The sequence below is a fragment of the Amycolatopsis sp. NPDC051102 genome, assembly GCF_040682815.1.
Lineage (GTDB): Bacteria > Actinomycetota > Actinomycetes > Mycobacteriales > Pseudonocardiaceae > Amycolatopsis.
Map to the genome: position 1 here is coordinate 1 of NZ_JBFBBT010000046.1, position 22211 is coordinate 22211.

Sequence of the window (22211 nt, forward strand, 5' to 3'; positions counted from 1 at the left end):
ATCCTGGGCTGCTTCGAGGGCTTCTTCGGCTACTCGCTGCCGGACGACCTGCTCTCGGGTACCGGTATCCGCGCGACCCTGTCGGGCATCGTGCTCTCGGTGCCGGTGGCCGGCACCTGGATCCACTGGGCGCTGTTCGGCGGGGAGTTCCCCGGTGACCAGATCATCCCGCGGTTGTACACGCTGCACATCCTGCTGATCCCGGGCATCATGCTCGCGCTGGTCGGGGCGCACCTGGCGCTGGTCTGGTACCAGAAGCACACCCAGTTCCCGGGGGTGCGCCGCAAGGAGAGCAACGTCGTCGGTGTCCGGATCATGCCGTACTTCGCTCTCAAGGGTGGCGCGTTCTTCACCCTGGTCATCGGGGTGCTGGCGCTGATGTCGGGGCTGTTCCAGATCAACCCGGTGTGGAACTTCGGGCCCTACAACCCTTCCCAGGTCTCCGCTGGGTCCCAGCCGGACTGGTACATGGGCTGGGCGGACGGGCTGCTGCGCGTGTGGCCGCCGTGGGAGCTCTACCTCGGCGACCACACCGTGCCGCCGGTCTTCTTCGCCGGTGCCATCGGGATCGCCGTGCTGGTGACGGCCCTCTTGAGCTACCCGTTCATCGAACGGAGGCTCACCGGCGACACCGCGCACCACAACCTGCTCCAGCGGCCGCGGGACGTCCCGGTCCGCACGTCGATCGGGGCGATGGCGATCACGTTCTTCCTCGTGCTCACCCTGTCCAGCTTCAACGACATCCTCGCCGTCCAGTTCGACGTCTCGCTCAACGCGATGACGTGGGCGGGCCGGATCGGGCTGCTCGTCGGACCGCCTTTGGCCTACTTCGTCACCTACCGGCTGTGCGTCGGCCTGCAACGCGCCGACCGCGAGGTGCTCGAGCACGGCGTCGAGACCGGCATCATCAAGCGGCTGCCGCACGGCGAGTTCATCGAAATCCACCAGCCGCTGGCCGCCACCCGTCTCGAATACCAGGGCGCGCCCGTGCCGAAGAAGATGAACAAGCTGGGCTCGGCCGGCCACGCGGTCCCCGGCTCGTTGCTGACCCCGGACCCGCCGTCGGAAACCCGGGCACTGGACCGGGGACGGCGATGACCACCGTCGCGCCCGTCGCGCGGGCCCGGCTCGCCGGCGGGTGCGCCGCCGCCACGGCCGTCGGGTCCGCGGCGGCCACGGCGAGCAGCTTCACCTGGCTGCCCTTCGACTGGCCGGCGCTGGGGGTGGCAGCGGCCCTCGTCGTCCACGCGGCACTGGCGCTGACCATCACCGACCTGGGCGACCCGCGGCTCCGACGCAGCGCGACCACCGTCGCGGCGGTGCTCGCCGGGCTGCTGCTCGCCGGGTCGGCGTGGGCGGCCGCGGTGCACTGGCCCGGGAGTGCGCCCGGGGTGCTGCTTTCGCTGGTGCAGAACGGCATCGGGCCGCTGGCCGTGCTGTCCGTCCGTCTCGGGAGTGTCGCGTGAGCCGAAGCCCCGCCTTGATCACCACGGCTGCCCCGTCGGCCGGCGAGCAGCTCGCGCGGCGCCGCCGCAAGTACGTCGTGATGATGGCCTGCCGCATCCCGTGCCTGGTGCTCGCCGGGCTGACCGCGCACATCGGGTGGCTGGCCCTGGCTTTCCTCGCGATCTCCGTGCCGCTGCCGTGGGCCGCGGTGCTGATCGCCAACGACGTGCCGGCCCGCCGCACCGAGCGGATCAGCCGCTTCCGGCCGCAGTCGCGCCCCGAGTTGCCGCGGTCAGCCGCCGAAGGACGCCAGGGCCTCGGAGAATGACGGTGGCAGCGGCTCGCCGACCGTGGGCATCCCGCGCCACCCCGGGCCCGCCGGGCGGACCGGGATGCCCTCGGCGTGCAGCGTGCGCAAGGTGCGCACGTCCGCGGACGGCGACGTCATCGACCACACCACCACGGCGCTCGGCGCGTACCGGCCGGACACCACCCGCAGGACGTCGATCGACACCAGGCCGCTGAGGAACATCGACGGCGCGCCGTCGTCGCCCAGTGCCGCGCTGAGCATCTTGACCGGCAGCTCATGCCGTTCCGCCGGCCCGCAGACGAACAGGGCGGGGCCGCGGCCGGCCCTCGCGGGCACCGGTGTCCGCAGCCGGTCCAGCGCCGCCGAGGCCGCGGCGGCCAGCGCCCATTCCGCGGCCATCGCGTTGCGGTCGCCCGCCTGCGCCCAGCGCTCCCCGATGGCGCGCAGGACCGGCGCGACGACCTCGGTCCACGACTTGGCCACACCGAGGCTCACGAGCGCGTCGTCGACCAGGTCGCCCATGGTGGCGACGTCGAGGAGCTCGGCGGCCTCGGCGATCCGCTGCCGCCGCAGTTTCACGGTCGTCTCCGCCGCCGTCCGGGACAGCACCAGCTCGGCGGCTTCACGCGCCCGGGTGCCCTGCGCCTGCAGTGCCCGCATCCGCCGCAACCGCTCGACGTCGTCGGAGGTGTACCGCCGCCGGCCGTTCTCCTCCCGGTCCGAGGCGCCGATGCCGTACCGCTGCTCCCACGTCCGCAGCGTCACCTGCGAGACGCCGAGGGTCCGCGCGACCTCGCTCGACGTGAGGGACCGCCCCTCGGGTGTGCTGCTCACTTGCGCTCCCGGCGTCGGCTGAACGGAATCTGCATCACAGTACTCGCCGCTGGTCTCCCCGTCTCAGCGCGTATTCGCGATTCATATGCGATTCAAACTGGCCGGGTTTGACGGGAAGTGCGGCGATCGCTCGCAACACCGGCTAGCTTTGCATCGATTGTGAAACTCTGTCCGGAGGGTGGTCCATGGCTTCGAGCAACCGCCGCGCCGCGGTCTTCGGCCCACCTGACGCGAGCAGCGGCGCGACGGCCTCGCGCACGCGGCCGCCGGACGCCAGCACCGCAGCGATGGCCTCCGTGACCGCGGCCGGCGTCAGGCGGTGCGGATCGAGTACGCGGCCCGCCGGAATGCGTTCGAGGTCATGAGCGACCGCGAACTGGTCGCTGGAGAACGGCAACGCGACCGCGGGCACCCCGGCGGCCAGGCACTCGGTGAACGTGTTGTTGCCGCCGTGGTGCACGACCACGGAGGCGGACGGCAAGAGGGCCCGCTGCGGCACATGGTCGTGGACCTCGATCCAGCGCCGGTCCGCGAAAGCCGTCCGCAGGGTGCCGGCCCGGTCCCCGGCCGAGACCAGCACCGAGACGTCCGGTACCCGGGCCGCGCCGCGGACGACGGTGGCGAGCACGTCGTCCCGGGCGGAGAGGAACGTGCCGAACGAGACGAGGACGAGCCGGCGTCGTCCGCCGTCGGTCAGCCGCGCGACGCGGTCACGCCACCCGGGCGGCAGCTCGGCCTCGCCGACGTCGCTGCAGTGCCCGGCGAACAGCAGCTGCGGTCCGGCCGGCAACGGCGGCAGCCACGGCAGCTCGGGGTAGTTGAACAGCACGGCCTCGGGCGAGGTCAGGCCGAACGCACTGCGCGGTGCCGGCCGTCCGGGCGCGTGCTCGGCGAGGAAACCGGTGAACAGCTCGGTGAACAGGCGGTCGTTGGCCTCCGCTTCGGTCCGCAGGGCCGCCAGTTCGGCGGCCGGGGGCGTGATCGCGTCCGGCCAGCAGGGCGGCAGCCCGAAGAAGCGGTCCGGGCCGTCGAGCACGTAGCTGGGGTGCCCCGGGCAGAACGCCGCCCACCGCCGGTTCAGCGCGTACACCGCGAGGGTGACCGCGTAGGCCAGCTGGTCGACGAGGTACCAGTCCGGACGCAGCCGGTCGTCCAGGCGCCGCACCGCGGCGTGGACGCCGCCGGGATCGGGCAGCATGTCCGCCCGGCGGTGCCGCGCCTGGGCCAGCAGCGCCGGCACGGCGCCCGCGCGGGTGGCGTCGAGGAACTCGGTCAGCCGCCGGGCACCGGCCGCCTGCTGGCGGGTGCGCTCGGCAATCCCGGTGTTGGCGTTGTCGCCGAAACCCAGCGGCTCGAACCGCAGCCGCCGCCGCGCGGCGAGGTCCGCGAACGCGGGGTCGCAGGCGAACGTCACGTCCGCGCCCTCGGCCGCGAGCGCCGCCGCCACCGTGGCGAGCGGCTGGGCGTGCGAGGCGAACGGCGGGCTCACCACCACGATCCGCGCTTCCGGCATCCCGTTCTCCCCGTCGTCGTCGCCGTTGCGGCGGCCCTATCGCAAGAGGTACTGCCGTGATCATCCACGACATCGCCCCCGCCGACGCGCTGACGGCCCTGCGGGACTTGCGGCGCGACACCGACCTCGCCCAGGTCGAGCAGGTCCGTCGCGGCTTCCACCCGGCGTTCGGCGTCCCGGCCTTGGTCGAATACGCCGGCGCCGACCCGGCCGGGGGAGACGCGGACTCCGTACTGGCCGAGTTGCGGGCCCTCGCCCGGGCGTCGGCTCCTCCGTCACCCGCCGACGTGCTGGCCGCCGCCCCGGAGGCCGAGGGAGTGCTCGCGGACGTGAGCGCTTCCGTGGTGCTGGACCTCTTTTCCGATGCGGCCGCCGCGCACGGCCGGGTCGCCGCAGGCGCGGCGATCCGCGCCGCCTTCGGCACGGCATCGCCACGCCGTCGCGTGCTGCTGCTGGATTTGGCCGAGCGGCACGCCGTCGGCGGCATCCCGGCCGGTGCGGTGGCCGAGGGCGCCGAGCACGACCGCGCGTTGCGGCACGCCGGGTGGCGGTACCTCGCCCGGCACGGTGCGGCCCTCCGGCAAGAGCGTGCCGAAGACCCGTATGAGCGCGCGCTGGCGGCGATCTGCCGCGCCACCCCGGCCGATGCGCCACTGTGGACGGTCGCGCCTCCGGAGCGCCGCGGGCTGGTCGTCGCCCAGTCGATGCTGCTGGGGTCGTTCGACCAGCCCGGCGCCGGGGCGAGCGGCGGGTTGACCGTGCTCCTGCGGCACCTCGCCACGGCCCTGCCGCGCCACGACGGCATCGCCCGCGTGGTCACCGTGACGCTGGCCGGGCACGACGAGCTCGCCGCCCGCCCCACGTTGGCCGAACCCGACGGCGACGGGCACGTCGTGCTGCGGATTCCCGTCGACGCCCCTGCTGCGCCGGCCCAGCTCCAGCTGTCCCGGCACCGCGCGGCGATCACGTTCCTCACGCGGCGGCTGCTGTGGCTGTCCGGCTGTCACCCCGATGTGGTGCACGTCCGGTACGCCGACGACGGCTCGCTGGCGATCGCCGACGCCGCGACCGCCCTCGGCGCGCGGACCGTCTTCACGCTGACCGCGGACCCGCACCGCTCGCTCGCCGAACGGCACCGGCCCACCAGTGCCGAGTCCCCGGCGAGTGCGCGGTTCGACCTGCACCGCGTGTACGCGGCCGACCGGCTGGTGGCCGGCGCGGACACGCTGCTCGGCCTGCCCGGACGTCCGCCGGGTGAACTGCCCGCGTACTTCCCCGCGTTGCGCGGACGCCCGGAACCGGAGTCCCTGGCCGAAGGGATCCCTCTGCTGCCCCAGGTTGCCGCCGGCGAGGCCCGGCAGCAGCAGCTCGCCGGCGCCCTGTTCGCGCCGGACGACCGGCTGCCCCGGCTCGGCCCCGACGCACGCGGCCTGCCGATCGTGCTGTCCGTGGGCCGGCTCCACCCGGTCAAGCAGCAAGACCTCCTGGTCGAAGCCTGGCTCACGCGCGGCCTCCACCACCGGGCGGCGCTGGTGCTCGTCGGCGGCGACACCGCCCGCCCGACCGAGGAGGAAGCCGGGGTGCTGGACCGCATCCTCGCCCTGCACCGGGCGCACCCGGAGGCGGCCGGGCGCCTGGCCGTGCTGGCGGCGCTCGGCAACGACGACGTCCGGCTGCTCGAACACGGGCTCACCCGCCTGCTTCCCGCTCCCTCGCCCCACCTCTACGTCTGCCCGAGCCGCAAGGAGGAGTTCGGCATCGCGGTCCTCGAAGCCATGGAAGCCGGACTGCTCGTCCTCGGCCCGCGCCGCGGCGGGCTCCGGCACTACATCGACCACGGCCACAACGGCCTGCTGGCCGACACGTCCGGTCTCGAAGCTTTCGGCGACGACCTGAGCGCGTTCGTGCGCGCCGCAGCCGACGACCCGGCGCGAGCGCGCGCGGCCGCGGCCGCCGGCCGCGACACCGTCCGGCACCGGTTCGGCATCACCCAGGTCGCCGCCCGCTTCGCCGAGGTCTACCGGCGAACGAGCCGCGAACCCCGGAGGCCGGCGCCGTGAGCCGCCGCCTCGGTGGCCAAGGTGTTCGGCTTCCTCTTGCGCTGACCGCTGCGCCGAACGGCGTCATAACACCTCGCGACGGCGGAAGTCATGCCCCCGCCGACCGGCCACGATGTCGCCGACCCGCCGAAAGTCGGTGCCGCACAACGGAAAGCGCGTCCTAGCATCCGGATCCCCGTGGGCGGGCACCCGGCCGCCCCGCAACGAGGGAGACGCGCCGATGCGGAAGCTGCTTGCCGTTCTCTGCTGTGCCTTCGTGACCACGATTGCGGTGGCCGCCCCGGTGTCCGCGGCACCGGGCGGCACCGTGCCCGGCCTGACCGGCGCCGCCGCCAAAGCGGCCGCCGGGCCGATGGCCGACCGGTTCCGCGAGCTGCGGCAAGCGGATTCCCTCGCGCAGCGGCACACGTTCTGGGGCCCGGAACCCCAGCTGTCCTCGGGCGCCGACGGCGTGCTCGTGACCCAGAGCATCACGCCGAGCCTCCGGATCTCCAACACCTCCGACGTCGTTTACGCCCCGACGATGAAGCCCACCGGTCATTCGTGCATCGAAGTCGTGACCGCGTACGGGCTTGGCGAAGCCGCGCAGGTCTGGGCCTGGGACTGGTGCCGTTCGGTGTCGCCGGCGAAGGTCGTCCCGATCGACAGTGCCTTCCTGGCCACCTACACCAGCACGGTGAACGGGCACCCGGCCTACACCGTCCAGGAGGTCCGGACCAGTTCGTCGGGCAACGGCTGGACGGCGTCCCTGCGCAACGTGAAGACCGGCGCGTGGGACACCCTGTTCAGCCAGAGCGGCAGCGACCAGAGCTCGCTGAACGAAGGCTGGGACATCTTCGAGCTCTATTCGACCCGCAATCCTGCCACCGGCAACGCCTACTACTGCTCGGACGCGCGCGGCGCGGTGTTCGAGTCGAGCTCGCTGCAGCTGCGGATCGGCGGCCGCTGGGTCGCCGCGTCGCCGTCGAACTCGCCGCTGCAACCGACGGCGAACCCGCGTCCGGCCGACTACGACTGCTCGACCCTGCGGTTCGACGTGCCGTCGCCGAACAGCACCTGGCGCGTCACGGTCTGAGCTCAGCCGGCCGGCAGCAGCTCGCGGCCGCCCGCGTGCCACCAGGCGTCGAACGCGGCACTGCAGCCCTGCCGGCCGGCGTAGCTCGCGACGACGGCCGCGTGGATCTCCTCGGCGTGCGCCGCCACCGGCGTGCCCGGCCGGTAGCACAGCCGCAGCTCCTGCCACAGGGGCGCGCCCTCGATGGCCCGCACGGCGATGGTCCGGGGCAGGTCTTGGCGTGTCGCCAGCGCGGGTGCGACGGCCATGCCCGCGCGGACGAGGTCCAGCAGCGTCGCCAGGCACTGCGGCCGGTGCGGCTGGTCGAGGGCCACCCCGCGGCTGCGGCACACCTGCTGCAGGTACGCCGACCACCGCGTCGTGCCCGGCGGGTCGTCGGCCCACGGGTGCTCGCCGAGGCCGGCGAAGGGCACGGCGGGTGTCCCGGCCAGCGGATGGTCGGGGGAGAGGATGACGAAAACCGGCTCCCGGGGGTGCACCACCAGCGTTTCGACGCCGTCGGGGATCACGGAGCCGGGCAGCGGCGGCAGGTAGACCAGCGCGAGGTCCAGCCCGCCGGCGGCGAGCTGGGCGAGGGTGGCGGATTCGTCCGAGTCCTCGTGCACGCTGACCCCGTGGCTCCACGGCCGTTCCCGCAGCCAGCGCGACACGGCGAGGTGCAGGAAACCGCAGTACCCGCCGACGCGCACCGGCCCGGCGGGCGCCCGCCGTTCCCCGAGCCGCTCGGTCAGCGCGGACACACCGGCCAGCACGGACCGCGCATCGGCCACGACGTCGGCACCGAGCCGGGTGGGCACGCACCCGCTGGGGGACCGGACGAACAGCGCGCCACCGACGATCTGTTCGACCCGCCGTAGCAGCCCCGAGAGGGCGGGCTGCGAGACGTGGAGAAGCCGAGCGGCCCGGCTGAGACTCCGCGCATCGGCCACGGCCACGAGCGCGCGCAGGTGGCGCAGTTCCAGCTCCACGCTCCCACTGTAGGCGGCTTGATCAGCAGGGACATCCGACGCGAGTCGGAAGCGGTGGTCGTGCGCGGGTACCCTCCATGCACTGCAACCGGGGGGAATGGTGACGGGCATCAGCGTCGAAGCGGCCCAGTACCCGATCGTGGACTGATTCGCCGTCCGCCTGGTCGATCAGGGTTACTACGGGATGCTGCCCCGGTTCTTCGACAGCGCCGGGCGGGACCTGGGCGGGTTCAGCTGGGGCAGCTGGATGGACGTCCGGATGCGCTCCTGGACCGCCGGCGATGTCCCGGTCGGAACCGCCGCGAAGCCGTTTTACGACGACGAACAGGGCTGGTGGCTGAAGATCCGGCCGGACGGCGGGTTCGTCTTCGTGCTGGAAGGCGAAGAGGATCGCGATCCCGTCGAGATCCGCTTCCGGGTGCGGCGGGAGGAGTACTTCGACGCTTGGCTGGACGCGATCGGCGAAGCGCGGAAGACGTGCAGCACCTACATGAGCCTCGAGGAGGCTGAACGGGCGTCAGGGCCGGTGACCCGGCTCGTCCTCGGCAGTCACCACACGGATTCGAGCCTGGACGATGTCGGCCGGGTGCCGTCGTTGCGCTCGCTCAATCTGATCGCGAACGACTTCCCCGTCGCGCCTGCAGGACTGCGCCGCCTGCCGGCGTTGCGCAGTGTCCGGTTGGACGGCAACCGGCTGCCCGAGAGCGAGTTCGACCGGCTGCACACGTGGTTCGACCACATCGACGGCTTCGACCGCTACTTCGGCTGACACCGGACGGGCGGCGTCACACCATCGGTTGATCACCCTCGCCGACCCGGCGATACCGGTCGTCCGCGGTGATCGGCTGTGTTTTGTTGATCCGGTGCCTTCACTCCGCCTGACCCACGTCCTCACCGGCTTGGCCGTCGCCGCGGGCGCCGTGACGCTCGCGCTGGCCGTGCCACCCGGTGTGGCGCGGTCTGATGCGCCCGCCGCCGCGACGCTCGTCCGGTTGACGACGTTACCGGTCGAAGCGCTGGGTCTCGACGCCTACACCGGGCGGTACGGGATGGCGGAGTCCGCTGCCGCGGGGGACGTCGACGACGGGGACTTCAGCGACCCGGACGGGATGCTGCGCCGGATCGGCGTCGCGACCAAGACGACCCGGACGTCCGCCGACCCGGCCAAGAACTGGGCCCAGGCGCAGCTGACCGCGCTGGAGGTGAAGGTCAAGGGAAAGCCGTTCCTGCGGGTGGCTTCGCTCGATTCCTACGCCGAATGCGTGCCACCGCCGGTGGGGCCCTGGGCGCTGGCCTACAACCGCACCGACAGCGGGGTGATCTCGGTGCTCGGGCACGTGCTGCGCGCGGGCCGGAACGAGGTGGGCGTGACCGGAGCCGAGCTGGGTGTCCCCGAGATCGGCGCGAGCACGCTGACGGTCGTGGTGACGCCGTTTCAGGACCCGGCTGGGCAGAGCCGTCAGGACTACGCGCGGGCCGGTCTGGACATCGACGTGACGGCGTCACTGAAGGACAAGGACGGGAAGGCGGTTTACGACGGTCCCTTGACGTCGTTGCGCCTGGGCGAAGTCGAGGCGCACTGCGGGGCCCGGCCGCCGACCAGCTCCACCGCGCCTTCGCCCTCGCCCTCGCCCTCGCCTTCGACCTCGCCCTCGACTTCGCTCTCGACTTCGCCGACCGGTTCGTCGAGCGTCACCACGACGTCGCCCACCTCGACGGAAGCATCACCTTCCGGTTCGGTGAGCGTCACGCCGTCGCCGGGCACGCCGGGGGGAACGACGCCACCGCCGGGTGGGAGCCTTGCCGCCACCGGCGTCGGTGCGCTGCCGGCCCAGGCGGCCACGCTCGTCGTGCTGCTGGCGGCGGGGCTGGCGTTGCTGGCCGTGGCGCGGCGGCGGGACAGGCGCTGAGCCGGGTCAGTTGAGCTTGCGGGTGTCCGCGGGGAGCCCGCCGCCGGCGTAGACGTCCTCGGCCAGCTTGGCCAGCGCCGTCAGCGCGACGTTCTGGCTCCAGGGGCCGTAGGAGACGCGGGAGACGCCGAGTTCCTGGGCGCGGGCCAGCGGGATCGAGCCGGGGATGCCGATGAGGTTGACCTTGCGCTCGCCGAGTTCTTCGACGAGCCGCGCGACCTGGCTCTCGTCCAGCTTGCCCGGCACGAAGAAGTTGGACGCGCCCGCGTCGAGATACGCGCGGCCGCGGGTGACGGTTTCGGCCAGGGCCGTGTCGGGGTCGGTCTTGAGGAAGGCGTCGGTGCGGGCGTTGAGGACGAAGTCGACACCGGCCGACTGCGCGGCCGCGACGGCGGCTTCGACGGCCTTCACCGCTTCGCCCAGCGGTTTCATCTGGTCTTCGAGGTTGGCACCGACGGCGCCGACCTCGATCGCCCTGGCCACGGTCCCGCCCGGATCGCCGTAGCCGGCTTCGAGATCGGCGGTGACCGGCAGATTGCCGGCGGTGCGCACGATGAGGGCGACCTCGGCGATCATTTCGTCGCGCGGGATCTTCTCGCCGTCGGGATAGCCGCGCGAGGCGGCGATGCCATGGCTGGGGGTGGCGAGTGCCCGGGTGCCGGGGGTTTCGGCGACGACTTTGGCGGTGATGGCGTCCCAGACGTTGACGACGAGCAGCAGCTCGGGGGCGGCGTGCAGCTGCTGCAGGAGCGTGGCCTTTTCGGCGGTCGAGATCATGCTGTCCAATGTAGGCCGCCCGGGCCACGGGCGGCCGTCACCCGCCGTCGGTGGACTCCGTTTCCTGGCCCGCATCGAGCGCCTCGACCGGGAACGAGCCGGTGCTCAACGGGCGGCTGACCAGTTGCGCGCGGACCGCGAGGCGCGTCTCGAGGTCACCCAGCTCGCGCAACAGCGTGGTCAGGGCTTCGTTGCCGGCCAGTTCGACGAAGTGGGCGGGCAGTTCCCGCTCCAGGCGCTCCAGGTTCGTGACGAGCTCGTCGCGCAGTTCGGGGGTGCGGCCGGGCAGCATCATCCCGTGGCGGCGGAAGACCCGGCCGGCGGTGGACCACCACATGTCGCTCGCCCCGGGCGGATCGGTCACGCGGGCGCGCACCGCGGCGTATTCGAGGAACTCGCCGATCGGGTCCGCTCCGGAATGGGTGCTGACGAGCGATTCGTAGATGGCCGGGTAAAGGTGCTGGAGGATGATGACGATGATGAGCCTGCCGCTGCCCAGCGGGGGTTTCCGCCAGGCCGGGCTCAGTTTCTGCTGCAGGACGAAGCTGTTGATGATCCGCTTGATCCGCCTCGGGTTGCCCTCGGTCCGCTCCACCAGGATCTTGGTGACGGTCTCGTCCACGAACCCGCCGACGCCCGCCTGCTTGGCGTAGCTGTGCACCAGCTGCACGGTGCTGATCCGGTCCGGGACGGGGATGCGGTAGACCACCTGCACGATCTTCTCCAGGTAGGTCCGGCCTTCCCCCTCGCCCCCGCGCGCCGACGTCGAGACGCCGCGGGCGAGCACGGACAGGTCGCAGCCGATCACGAAGATCACCCCGGTCGTGGCGAGGTACAGCTTCACGGCCTCGCAGATCTGGACCACGACGGCGTCGGAGCAGCGGTCCAGGTCGTCGACGAACACGACCAGGTTGCGGCCGGTGCGCAGCTTGGCGTCCTTGGTCCAGTCCTCGAGGATCTTCTGGATCCAGTTGCGCATTTCGTTGCGGGATTTGGCGTTCACCTCGAGCTTGGCCCACAGTTCGTCCGCCAGCCGCGAAATGCCGAAGAACCGGGTCGCGACGGAGAACGCGAGACGGAGGAAGTCGAGGGTGTGGCGGCTCTTCGACAGTTTGCGGATCCAGCGCCGCAGCAGCCGCGCGTCCAGTTTCACGATCACGGACTTGATGAGGGAGTCCAGCGCGTTGTCGGCCTGCGCCGTCCACGCGTTGAAGGAAACCTTGACCAGATCGGGGCTTTCCGGCAACGCCGCTTCGATCTGGCGGAGCAGGGTGCTCTTGCCGGTACCCCACCCGCCGTCGATCGCCATGACGAACGGCGACGGAGTACGGGTCAGGATCGACGCGATCCCGTGCGCGATTTCGGTCGCGCCGAGGAGGTCGTAGGCGGTATCGGCGACAGGCTGGTCGTTGAGGAGAAGATAGCCGTTCTCGTCGCCGGGTGGTTCCTGATGGGTTTTCGTCTCCGGCGACCAGAAATCGCGGATCGCTTCGGCGGGGACCCCGGTGTCTTCCGCCACGATCTGGATGATCTCGTCCTCGTCGATCTCCGAGACGACGTCGAGGTCGTGGGTCTTCCACTGGTTCTCGTGCGCGTTCCGCTGGTCGAGCAATTGCTTCTCGGTGTTTCGCAGCCGGGTGGCGCCTTCCCAGTCCTGCGCGTCGATCATGTCTTCTTTTTGCCGGCGCACGTCGGCGATCTTCTCGTCGAATCCGCGCAGGTTCGTCCGGGCCACACGGCGGATGCGCATCCGGGCGCCGGCCTTGTCGAGGAGGTCGAGCGCGCTTTCCGGCAACGGCCGGTCCGAGACGTACCGGCCGGCCAGGGTGACCGCCGCGACGAGCGCGAGGTCGGTGATCGCGACGCGGTGGTGTGCCTCGTACTGGTCGCGGGCAACCTTGAGGATGTCGACGGTGTCTTCGAGCGTCGGCTCGCCGAGCTGGATCGGCTGGAAGGTGCGGTTGAGGACCGGGTCCTTCGTGACGTACCGGTAGTACTCGTCCGCGGTGGTGGCGCCGATGACCTGCAGTTCGCCGCGGGTCAGCATCGGCTTGAGCAAGGATCTCGCCTCCGCCAGCCGGGGATCGGCATCGGCACCGACGAGCAGGTGGATCCCGTCGACGAACAGGAGGACGTCACCGCGCATGCGCACGTCCTTGACGGCTTTCCCGAGGGCCTCGGTCCGCTCGGCGGTCAGGGAGCCGAGATCGAGGGTGCACAGCTGCTTGTCTTTAAGCGTGTCGGCCACTTCGCCCGTGACGATCAGCTGGGCGAGACCTTCCACCATCGGCCGCACCGACGCCGGGCTCGCCGACGAGCACGGGGCTGGCCTGGGTCCGGCGGGACAGCACCTGCATGACCCGCTCGATCTCCTCGTCGCGCCCGAGGACCGGGTCGAGTTCGCCCGCGCGGGCGAGCGTGGTGAGGTTGCGGCCGAACTTCTCGACTTCGAGGGCCGGCGGGGGCTCGGCCTTGCTGTCCTCGTCGTCCGACAACAGCTGCGACACCTGCCGGCGGACCCGCTTGAGGTCGACGCCGAGCTTGACCATGGCCTGCGCGGCGACACCGTCGCCCTCGCGGATCAGACCGAGCAGAACGTGCTCGGGACCGATGTAGTTGTGGCCGAGCTGCCGCGACTCACGCATCGACAGCTCCAGCACCTTCTTCGCCCGCGAGGTGAACGGGATGTGCCCGTTCGGCGCCTGCTGGCCTTGGCCGACGATCTCCGCTACTTGCCGGCGGACGCTCTCGAGACCGATGCCCAGTGACTCCAGCGCCTTGGCGGCACTCGCATCCTCGTGGATCACACCGAGCAGGAGGTGCTCGGTGCCGATGTGGTCGTGGTCGAGCGTCCTGGCCTCTTCCTGGGCCAGGACGACCACCCGCCGCGCGCGGTCGGTGAGCCTCTCGAACATGTGTTGAGGTCGCAGACCCGTTCCGGTCCGTTACGGCGGCGTTCAGACCACCGTGAAGCTCGCCGAGAGCGTGGCGGCCGAGCTGGTGCCGACGTACACCTCGATCTTTCCCGGCTCCACCCGGAACCGCGCTGCATTGTCGTAGAACCCGACGTCCTCCGGGGTGAGGGTGAACGACACCGTCGTCGACGCGCCTGCGGCCAGTGTCACCCGCCGGAAGCCGCGGAGGCGGCGGACCGGCTGGACGATGCTTGCGACCGGGTCGCGCAGGTAGAGCTGGACGACTTCGTCGCCGGTGCGGGCGCCGGTGTTGGTGACCGTGGTGGTGACGTCGATGCGGCCGCCGCGGGCCGGGAGGCGCGTGGCCGACAGCCGCAGGGTGTCGACGTGGAACGTCGTGTACGACAGGCCGTGGCCGAACTCGTAGAGCGGTCCCGTCGCCAGATCGAGGTACTTGGACGTGTACTTGTTGGCCGGGTCGGCGGGGCGCCCGGTGTTCTCGTGGTTGTAGTAGATCGGGATCTGGCCCACCGCGCGCGGGAAGCTCACCGGCAGCTTGCCGCCCGGGTTCACCACGCCGAACAGCACGTCCGCGATCGCGTGGCCGCCCTGCACGCCGGGCGCCCACGCTTCGAGGATGGCGGGGGCGTTGTCGTGCAGGTAGGGGATCGTCAGCGGGCGGCCGTTGACCAGCACGACCACGAACGGCTTCCCCGTTCCGGCGATCGCGGCCACCAGTTGCTGCTGCACGCCGGGGAGGTCGATGTTGCTGCGCGCCGCCGCTTCGCCGCTCATCGCGGCGGTTTCGCCGACCACCACGACCGTCACGTCGGCGGCGCGCGCCGCCTGCTGCGCGGCGGCGAACCCGCTGGTGTCCGTCCCGTCGACGGTGCAGCCGGGGGTGTAGCTCACGGTGGCGCCGGGCGCCGCGGCCTTGATCCCGTCGACGACCGTCACCGGCGGCGTCGTCGACGCGCCGGTGCCGAGGGCCGCCCAGGTGCCGTTGAGGTCGTAGGTCGCCGCGCCGAGCGGTCCGACGACGGCGACCGAGCCGACGTTCTTCGCCAGCGGCAGCACCGGGCCGTCGTTCTTGAGCAGCACCATGCACCGGGCCGCGACCTGCCGCGACGCCGCCAGCGCGGCCGGTGAAGGCGCTTTCACCTCGGCCGCCTCGTCGACGTACGGGCGTTCGAACAGGCCGAGCCGGAACTTGACGAGCAGGATCCGGCGGACGGCGTCGTCGATCTGGTCGCCGGTGATCCGGCGTTCGGCCAGCAGCTGCTCGGCGAAGCGGGCGTAGTTGGTGCTCACCATCTCCATGTCGACACCGGCCGGCAGGGCGGCCGCCGCGGCGTCCGCGCCGTCGCCGGCCAGGCCGTGCAGGATCAGTTCTTCGATGCCGGTGTAGTCGCTGACCACGAACCCGCGGAAGCCGTAGCTGCCCTTGAGGACGTCGTGCAGGACGTAGCCGTTGCCGTGGGCCGGCACGCCGCTGATGGTGTTGAAGCTCGCCATGACGGTCGCGACGCCCGCTTCGACACTGGCCTTGAACGGCGGCAGGTAGAGGTTGTGCAGCCGCTGCAGTGAGACGTCGACGGTGTTGTAGTCGCGCCCGCCTTCGGCCCCGCCGTAGGCGACGAAGTGCTTGGCGCAGGCGGCCACCCGGTCCGGCGCGGAGTAGTCGTCCCCTTGGTAGCCACGGACCTTGGCGACGGCGCACCGGGCCGCCAGGTAGGGGTCCTCGCCGTACCCTTCGGCGATCCGCCCCCACCGCGGCTCGTGGGTGACGTCCATCATCGGCGCGTAGGTCCAGTGGATGCCGCTGCTGCGCGCCTCCTTGGCCGAGACGGCGGCGTCGGCGCCCGCGACGGCGGGGTCGAAGCTCGCGCCCTGGGCGAGCGGGATCGGGAAGTTGGTGGTGTACCCGTGGATGACGTCGAGGCCGAAGATCAGCGGGATCTTCAGCCGCGTCCGCTCGACCGCGATGCGCTGCAGGGCGTTGAGCTTCGCGGCCCCGACGACGGAGAAGACGCCGCCGAGCCGGCCGCCGGAAAGCGCTGCCCGGGCGGTGGTTTCGTCGCCGACGAGCTGGAGCTGGCCGATCTTCTCGGCGAGGGTCATCCGCTTGAGCAGCGCCTCGACGCGGGGATCCCGCTCCGGCCGCCCGGCGGTCTCGGCGCCGGCCGCCGGCTGGGCGAGCAGCCCGGCGGCGGCCACCCCGCCGGCGAGGCCGGCGAGCACGCTGCGCCGGTTCACCCCGCCCGCGGCCGAATGTTCCTGGTTCACCTGCTGCGACATGGCGGGGACCCTTTCGCGGAGCGAAGAAAGAAGAAAAGCGGTGGCGAACTCCTCTGATCGGCCGGGCGTGCTCAGCCTAGGCCGTGGCGGTGGGGGCCGCAGTCCTCGTGACGGCGGAGCACGAGCCGTCACCAGCCGATCGGCAACGCGACCGGCCCGCGCATGGCCATCCCGGCCCGCCACCGGATTTCGCCGTCGGGTACGGCCAACCGGAGGGCGGGGAGCCGGGTCAGCAGCGCCGTCAACGCCACCTGGATGTCCATCCGCGCCAGCTGCGCCCCGATGCAGTGGTGCGGTCCGTGGCCGAAAGCCAGGTGTCCCTTGGCGTTCCGGGTCACGTCGAGGCGGTCGGGGTCGGGGAACCGGCGCGGGTCGCGGTTGGCCGCGTGCTTGGCCAGCAGCACGGGTTCGCCCGCGCGCACGGTGCCGCCGCTGAGTTCGACGTCCTCCAGCGCGTAGCGGGGCAGGATGTCGGCGGCCTCCTGGCCCGGGATCCAGCGCAACAGCTCCTCCACGGCGCCGGGCATCAGCTCCGGCCGGGACCGCAACAGCTCCAGCTGGTCCGGGAACCGGAGCAGGGCGTAGACGGAGTTCGCGATCTGGCACGCCGTGGAGTCGTACCCGGCGCCGAGCAGCAGCACCGTCAGCTGCACGAGCTCGTCGGCGGTGAGCCGGTCGTCGTCCTCCTGGGCGATGACGAGGGCGCTGATCAGGTCGTCTTCCTGGTGTTCGCGGCGCCGGTCGGCGAGCCCGGCCAGGTAACCGGCGAGCTCGCCGAGCCGCGCGATCTTCTCTTCGTCGGTCAGCGCGGTGACGGACATGAACGCGGCCGTGAGTTCCTGGAAGTGGTCGCGGTCTTCGTAGGGCACGCCGAGCAGTTCGCAGACCATCAAGCCGGGCAACGGGACCGCCAGTGCCGTCATCAGATCGGCGGGCGGGCCGGCCTTCTCCAGCTCGTCCACCAGTTCGGCCGCGAGGCGTTCCGCGTCCGCGCGCAGCTGATCGACGCGGCGCACGGTGAACGCGTGCGCGAGCAGCCGCCGCAGCCGGGTGTGGTCCGGTGGGTCGAGGTCGGTCAGGATCGCGCCCATCCGCTGCGGGCCCAGCCGCGGCGTGTCCCGCACGGCTGCCTGCGCGAGGCTGAACCTGGCGTCGCCGAGCGCGACGCGCACATCGTCGTAGCGCGTGAGCAGCCAGCCCTCCTCGCCGTAGGGGAGCTTCACCCGGGCCAACGGCTCGTCGTCGCGCAGCCGGCCGTAGCGCGGATCGATCTCCAGCCCGGCGGCCGGACCGAACGGGTAGGAACGCACGTTCATGGCACCCTCCCTCAGCTCACGCCGAGCTCCCCATCATGGCGCGGGGGACACGTCGTGGGTAGGGCGGCGGTTTCGCGGATCGGAGGGCCGCCGGCATCAGCGGCTCACCGGTACCCCGGCGGCGACCTTCAGCGGCCGCCTCGGATCACCCTGTGCAGGGCCCGAAGTACCGGCACTCGATCAGCGCCCGCGGGTCGAGCGAGCGCGCCCGGGGTTCCAGGATGTCCAGCAGGGTGGCGATCTCGTCCAGGTCCACCTCGCCGTCGGCCGTCAACGGGAAGAACTGCTCCTGCGTGTCGTGCTCGGGGCAGCCGCTGCCGCGCAGGTTGCCCGCCGGCGTCACGCTGAAGACCTCTTCGCCGCCGTCGCCGAACGTGAAATAGCTCTGCAGCTGCACCGGTGCGGTGTCGGCGACCTCGTTGACGTGCTGACCGCCGTAGCTGGCCGGGTAGTGCCAGCCCGCGTGGACGTCGTCGGCGAACCAGGCTTCGGCCGGGTCGCTGTCGCCCTCGAGGTGCCAGCCCCGTGCCGTCAGGAACTCGTGCACGCGGAGCTGGCGGGTGCGCGCCAGGTCGGTCGGCGGCGTGGTCATCATGCATCCCTTCGAACGAGGCTGGTTGCCCGCCACCAGTGTCGCCCGCGCGCGGTTTCCACGACCGGGTGACCCGCGTCCGTGGACCGGGACAATGCGTTACACGATGCCCGCCGCGATCAGCAGCGGCCAGATCTCGCCCTGGTCGGCCACTTCGACGCCGTGCTTCTCGGCCTTGGTCAGTTTGCTCGCCCCGACGTCCGCGCCGGTGATGAGCAGGTCGGTGCTCGCCGAAACCGACGTCGCCGTGGTCGCGCCCGCCTTCTCGCAGAGCCGCTGGAACGTCGGCCGGGGGACCTTCTCACCCGACCGGGGGTCGCTGATCGAGCCGGTGACCACCACCGTCTTGCCCGCCAGCGGCGCGCCCGCCGCGACGACCGGCGGGAGGTCCTCTTCGCGCACGTCCAGGGAAACGCCCGCCTCCCGCAGCCGCTCGAGCTCGGGCCGCAGCCGGGTGAGGTGCTCGATCAGCGACGCGGCCACCTTCGGCCCGATGTCCTCCACCGCCACCAGCCCGTCGACGCCCGCCGCCGCGACGTCCTCCAGTGAACCGAACCCGGCCCGGCAGAGGCGCGCGGCGGTGCCTTCGGACGCCATCGGGATCGCCAGCCCGATCAGCGCCCGGCGCAGGCCGACCGACCGGCTCGCGTCGATCGACTCGATCATCCGGGTGGCCGAAACCTCGCCGATGCGGTCGAATTCGAGCAGCTTCTCCTTGGTCAGCCCGTAGAAGTCCGACGGGTGTTCCAGGATCCCGGCCTCGGCCAGCCGTTCGATCCACACGCCGCCGATGGCGTCGATGTCCGCCGCCGCCCGCGACGCCCAGTGGATCAGCCGCCGCACGGTCTGGGCCGGGCAGGACACGTTGGTGCAGAACAGTTCCCGGCTGTTGCCCTGCTCGGTCAGCGGCTGCCCGCACGACGGGCACGCGTCCGGCGGGACGATCTCCCGCTCGGCGCCGGTGCGCTTCGAGGCGTCGAGCACGCCGGCGACGAACGGGATGACGTCGCCGGCCCGGCGCACCAGCACGGTGTCGCCGATCTTGATGCCGCGGGCGCGGATCACCTCCTGGTTGGCCAGCGTCGCGCGGGTGACGGTCGTGCCGCCCACGAACACCGGTTCCAGCCACGCGACCGGCGCGATCTTGCCCGTCTTGCCGACGTCCCAGACCACGTCGGCCAGCACGGTCGTCTTCTCCTCGGCCGCGAACTTGAACGCCAGCGCGCCGCGCGGCGAGCTCGACCGGGTGCCGGCCGCGCCGTACGCGTCCCGGCTCGCCAGCCGCAGGACGGCGCCGTCGAGGTCGTAGTCCAGCTCGTTGCGCTGCCGCTCGATCTCGCCGATCACGCTCTGCGCCGCGGCCGCGTCGGCGCAGCGCCGCATGTCGGCCGCGGTGAAGCCGAGGGCGTGCAGCGCGCTGCCGAGGTCGGCCGCGGCGCTGTCGGGCTCGGTGTACAGGTCGAAGGCGAAGAACCGCAGCCGCCGCTCGGCCACGGTCGCGGGGTCCTTCGCGCGCAGGGTGCCCGCGGCCGCGTTGCGCGGGTTGATCAGCGGCTTGTCCGGGTGGGCGGTGTTGTAGGCGGCGAAGGTGGAGCGCAGCATGACGGCCTCGCCGCGGACCTCGACCCGGCCCGGCGCGTCGACCTGCTCGGGGATCCCGTCGGTCAGGGCCCGCACCAGCACGGTGACGTCGTCGCCGGTCGTGCCGTCCCCGCGGGTGACCGCCCTGGCCAGGCGCCCGTTTTCGTAGACGACGGCCAGCGACAGCCCGTCCAGCTTCGGCATGACGACCACCGGCTGGCCGGGGAAGCGGTCGAAGAACGCCTCGACCTGCTCGGGCCTGGTCGCCTTCTCCAGGGACAGCATCGGCCGCGAGTGCCGGATCGGCGCGTGCAGCACCGCGGGCGCGCCGACCTGGTCGAGGGGGTTCGGGTCCGGGGTGAGCTCCGGGTGCTCCCCGATCAGGCTCCGCAGCTCGTCCTCGATCGCGTCGTACTCCGCGTCGGCCACCAGCGGCGACCCGCGGTAGTAGGCGTCGCGCAGCACCGTGATGCGGTCGGCGAGTTCCTGGATGCGTTCCTGAGCGTTCACGCCGAGGACGTTACCGGGCACCCCCGACAAAACCCGCAGCCTGGACGAACTCCAGGGTTACGATCACGATCATGCGATTCGCCATCAAGACCTCGCCCCAGAACACCGAGTGGGCCGACATGCTCGCCGTCTGGCAGGCCGCGGACGGGATCGAGCTGTTCGAGTCGGGCTGGACGTTCGACCACTTCTACCCCATCTTCTCCGATTCGTCCGGCCCCTGCCTGGAAGGCTGGGTGACGCTCACCGCGCTCGCCCAGGCGACGAAGCGGCTCCGGCTGGGCACGCTCGTCAGCGGCATCCACTACCGCCACCCGGCGCTGCTGGCGAACATGGCGGCCACGCTCGACATCGTCTCCGGCGGCCGGCTCGAGATCGGCGTCGGCGCCGGCTGGAACGAAGAGGAGTCCGGCGCCTACGGCATCGAGCTGGGCTCGATCAAGGAGCGCAGCGACCGCTTCGAGGAGGCGTGCGAGGTCCTCGTCGGGCTGCTGACGCAGGAGACCACGACGTTCCACGGCGAGCACTACCACCTGACCGACGCCCGCTGCGAGCCGAAGGGCGTGCAGCGGCCGCACCCGCCGATCTGCATCGGCGGGAGCGGCGAGAAGCGCACCCTGCGCACGACCGCGAAGTACGCCCAGCACTGGAACTTCCTCGGCGGCACGCCCGAGGAGTTCGCCCGCAAGCGGGACGTGCTGCACCGCCACTGCGCGGACATCGGCCGCGACCCGGCCGAGATCACGCTGTCCTCGCACGTCCGGCTGTACCCGGACCTCGACTACGCGAAGGTCGCCGCCGAGGCCGAGGCGCTCGGGGAAGCCGGCGTCGACCTGGCGATCGTCTACCTGCCGCCGCCGCACACCCCGGCCGTGCTGGAGCCGCTGGTGAAGGTGCTCGAGCCGCTGCGCTGACGCCGCGGTGTCAGGCCGGGGCGCCCAGCGCGGCGACGGCCGCGGCGATGCCCGCCCGGTCGTAGCTGCCGGTGGGCAGCGTGGCGCTGTGCGCGTGACGGACCACGCCCTGGGCGTCGACGAGGATGCTGCCGGACCGCTGCAGCGCGCAGAAGACGGCCCGGCTCAGCCCGACCAGCTCGTGGGGCGTGCCGCCGCGGCCGGTGAGCACCGGGAACGGGATCTCGTGCTTCGCCCGCCAGGCGGCGGCCGTCGCGCGGTCTTCGGGAACGGCGACCAGGACGCGGACGCCGGCCGCCTCGAAGGTGGCGGCGTCCTCGGCGAGGGAGGAGACGTGCCGCCGGCAGACGGGGCACGTCGTCGACCGCATGAAGTAGAGCAGGAAGGCGTGGTCGGCGAGGCGGACCGGCCGGCCGTCGGTGTCTTCCAGCACCAGCTGGGGTGCGGGTGATCCGGCTTCGAGCATGGGGGTTCCTTCCGGGGTTTCAGGGGGTGGGGGAGCTGTGCAGCCGGAGGCGGACGGCCGTCCGGGCCCGGTGCAGGTGGGACTTCATCGCCGCGGTGCTCAGCCCGAGCGTGCCGGCGACCGTCCGGCCCGGGTGGCCCAGGACGTCGCGCATGATCAGGACGCGGCGCTGGATGTCCGGGAGTGCCCGGATGGCCTCGGCGACGCGCTCGGCTTCGAGGCGCCTGAGTACCTCGTCCTCGGCCGAGGCGGCCAGGCCGGGGTCGGCGGCGTCCGGGTCCGCCGCGTCCGGCAGGAGGTGCCGGGCTCGGCGCAGGCACTCGTTCCGGACGATCCGGAACATCCAGGAGGCCAGTGCCGCCGTCGCTCGGAGCGAGCCGATCTTGCGGTAGAGGACCAGGAGGGCTTCCTGTGCCGCGTCTTCCGCGTCCTGGGGTGACGCGCAGAGGTGATCGGCGAACCGCCGTACGTGCGGGTGGGCTCCGTGGACCACCGCGGTGATCGACTCCAGGTCGCCGCGCTGTGCCGCTTCCACGAGGTGCTCGCTTACCCAACCCATCGGTGCTCTTCCTGTCGAGGTGTCCACACCGCATAAGAGGTGCTGGTGTCTCGAAAGGATTCACCGCTGGTGGGAGTGGGGGGTGATTTCCACCGACCCGGACGCCGGATTGTTCAACGGCCGGCACGCCGCGTCAAGGCGGGAAAGCGTGCCTTGACCCGGCGTGGCCG

The 22211-nt window shown here is 72.1% G+C and carries 19 protein-coding genes and 1 pseudogene; 8 read left to right on the plus strand and 12 right to left on the minus strand.

What is annotated here, in order from left to right; genetic code table 11:
- From AB0M93_RS48620 to AB0M93_RS48630, 3 genes are all read left to right on the plus strand, one after another.
- Positions 1-1098 (plus strand): cytochrome b N-terminal domain-containing protein (locus AB0M93_RS48620; RefSeq protein ID WP_364288384.1); only part of this gene is annotated, 1098 nt, incomplete at its 5' end.
- Complete coding sequence (locus tag AB0M93_RS48625) at positions 1095-1466, plus strand: hypothetical protein (RefSeq protein ID WP_364288387.1); 372 nt, start codon at positions 1095-1097, stop codon at positions 1464-1466. The genes AB0M93_RS48620 and AB0M93_RS48625, both read left to right, overlap by 4 nt.
- Positions 1463-1774, plus strand: coding sequence for a DUF3099 domain-containing protein (locus tag AB0M93_RS48630; RefSeq protein WP_364288390.1), 312 nt, complete (start codon positions 1463-1465; stop codon positions 1772-1774). The genes AB0M93_RS48625 and AB0M93_RS48630 overlap by 4 nt, the downstream gene beginning before the upstream one ends.
- Here AB0M93_RS48630 and AB0M93_RS48635 read toward each other — a convergent pair.
- Together AB0M93_RS48635 and AB0M93_RS48640 are read right to left on the minus strand one after the other, a co-directional pair.
- Positions 1739-2590 (minus strand): MerR family transcriptional regulator, encoded by an 852-nt coding sequence (locus AB0M93_RS48635; RefSeq protein WP_364288393.1) that lies wholly within the window; start codon positions 2588-2590, stop codon positions 1739-1741. The two genes, AB0M93_RS48630 and AB0M93_RS48635, sit on opposite strands and share 36 nt — an antisense overlap.
- Positions 2591-2732: 142 nt before the next feature.
- The gene (locus tag AB0M93_RS48640; protein WP_364288396.1) at positions 2733-4103 is read right to left on the minus strand and encodes a glycosyltransferase; all 1371 of its coding nucleotides are present in this window, start codon (positions 4101-4103) and stop codon (positions 2733-2735) included.
- A 56-nt stretch (positions 4104-4159) separates the two neighbouring features.
- On the opposite strand from AB0M93_RS48640, the gene AB0M93_RS48645 reads away from it, so the two are divergent.
- Positions 4160-6163, plus strand: coding sequence for a glycosyltransferase family 4 protein (locus tag AB0M93_RS48645; RefSeq protein WP_364288399.1), 2004 nt, complete (start codon positions 4160-4162; stop codon positions 6161-6163).
- 256 nt (positions 6164-6419) lie between these two features.
- On the plus strand, positions 6420-7238 hold the full coding sequence (locus AB0M93_RS48650; protein ID WP_364288402.1) for a carbohydrate-binding protein: 819 nt from the start codon (positions 6420-6422) through the stop codon (positions 7236-7238).
- 2 nt (positions 7239-7240) lie between these two features.
- Here AB0M93_RS48650 and AB0M93_RS48655 read toward each other — a convergent pair whose 3' ends face one another.
- The gene (locus AB0M93_RS48655) at positions 7241-8206 is read right to left on the minus strand and encodes a LysR family transcriptional regulator (RefSeq protein ID WP_364288405.1); all 966 of its coding nucleotides are present in this window, start codon (positions 8204-8206) and stop codon (positions 7241-7243) included.
- 184 nt (positions 8207-8390) lie between these two features.
- On the opposite strand from AB0M93_RS48655, the gene AB0M93_RS48660 reads away from it, so the two are divergent.
- Positions 8391-8975 (plus strand): hypothetical protein, encoded by a 585-nt coding sequence (locus AB0M93_RS48660; protein ID WP_364288408.1) that lies wholly within the window; start codon positions 8391-8393, stop codon positions 8973-8975.
- 94 nt (positions 8976-9069) lie between these two features.
- On the plus strand, positions 9070-10116 hold the full coding sequence (locus tag AB0M93_RS48665) for a hypothetical protein (protein ID WP_364288411.1): 1047 nt from the start codon (positions 9070-9072) through the stop codon (positions 10114-10116).
- Positions 10117-10122: 6 nt separating this feature from the next.
- On the opposite strand, the gene AB0M93_RS48670 is transcribed toward AB0M93_RS48665, so the two are convergent.
- The 7 genes and pseudogenes from AB0M93_RS48670 to ligA all read right to left on the minus strand — a co-directional run bounded on the left by AB0M93_RS48670 (position 10123) and on the right by ligA (position 20105).
- A complete protein-coding gene (locus AB0M93_RS48670) occupies positions 10123-10893 on the minus strand; it encodes an isocitrate lyase/phosphoenolpyruvate mutase family protein (protein WP_364288414.1) in 771 nt (256 codons plus the stop codon).
- Between the two features lie 37 nt (positions 10894-10930).
- On the minus strand, positions 10931-12202 hold the full coding sequence (locus AB0M93_RS48675) for a P-loop NTPase fold protein (protein WP_364288438.1): 1272 nt from the start codon (positions 12200-12202) through the stop codon (positions 10931-10933).
- A 186-nt stretch (positions 12203-12388) separates the two neighbouring features.
- Positions 12389-13808: pseudogene (locus AB0M93_RS48680) on the minus strand (Clp protease N-terminal domain-containing protein); the annotation flags it as partial.
- Between the two features lie 42 nt (positions 13809-13850).
- A complete protein-coding gene (locus AB0M93_RS48685) occupies positions 13851-16106 on the minus strand; it encodes a glycoside hydrolase family 3 N-terminal domain-containing protein (protein WP_364288417.1) in 2256 nt (751 codons plus the stop codon).
- Between the two features lie 128 nt (positions 16107-16234).
- On the minus strand, positions 16235-17422 hold the full coding sequence (locus AB0M93_RS48690; RefSeq protein WP_364288420.1) for a cytochrome P450: 1188 nt from the start codon (positions 17420-17422) through the stop codon (positions 16235-16237).
- Between the two features lie 145 nt (positions 17423-17567).
- Complete coding sequence (locus AB0M93_RS48695) at positions 17568-18014, minus strand: hypothetical protein (protein WP_364288423.1); 447 nt, start codon at positions 18012-18014, stop codon at positions 17568-17570.
- Between the two features lie 99 nt (positions 18015-18113).
- Positions 18114-20105 carry an NAD-dependent DNA ligase LigA gene (gene ligA / locus AB0M93_RS48700; RefSeq protein WP_364288426.1) on the minus strand — a complete coding sequence of 664 codons (1992 nt, stop codon included), beginning with the start codon at positions 20103-20105 and terminating at the stop codon, positions 18114-18116.
- A gap of 71 nt (positions 20106-20176) precedes the next feature.
- On the opposite strand from ligA, the gene AB0M93_RS48705 reads away from it, so the two are divergent.
- Positions 20177-21016 carry an LLM class F420-dependent oxidoreductase gene (locus AB0M93_RS48705; RefSeq protein ID WP_364288429.1) on the plus strand — a complete coding sequence of 280 codons (840 nt, stop codon included), beginning with the start codon at positions 20177-20179 and terminating at the stop codon, positions 21014-21016.
- 10 nt (positions 21017-21026) lie between these two features.
- Here AB0M93_RS48705 and AB0M93_RS48710 read toward each other — a convergent pair whose 3' ends face one another.
- A complete protein-coding gene (locus AB0M93_RS48710; RefSeq protein ID WP_364288432.1) occupies positions 21027-21482 on the minus strand; it encodes a peroxiredoxin family protein in 456 nt (151 codons plus the stop codon).
- Positions 21483-21501: 19 nt separating this feature from the next.
- Positions 21502-22041: an RNA polymerase sigma factor gene (locus AB0M93_RS48715; RefSeq protein ID WP_364288435.1), complete on the minus strand. Its 540-nt coding sequence runs from the start codon at positions 22039-22041 to the stop codon at positions 21502-21504.
- Between the last annotated feature and the right edge of the window lie 170 nt (positions 22042-22211).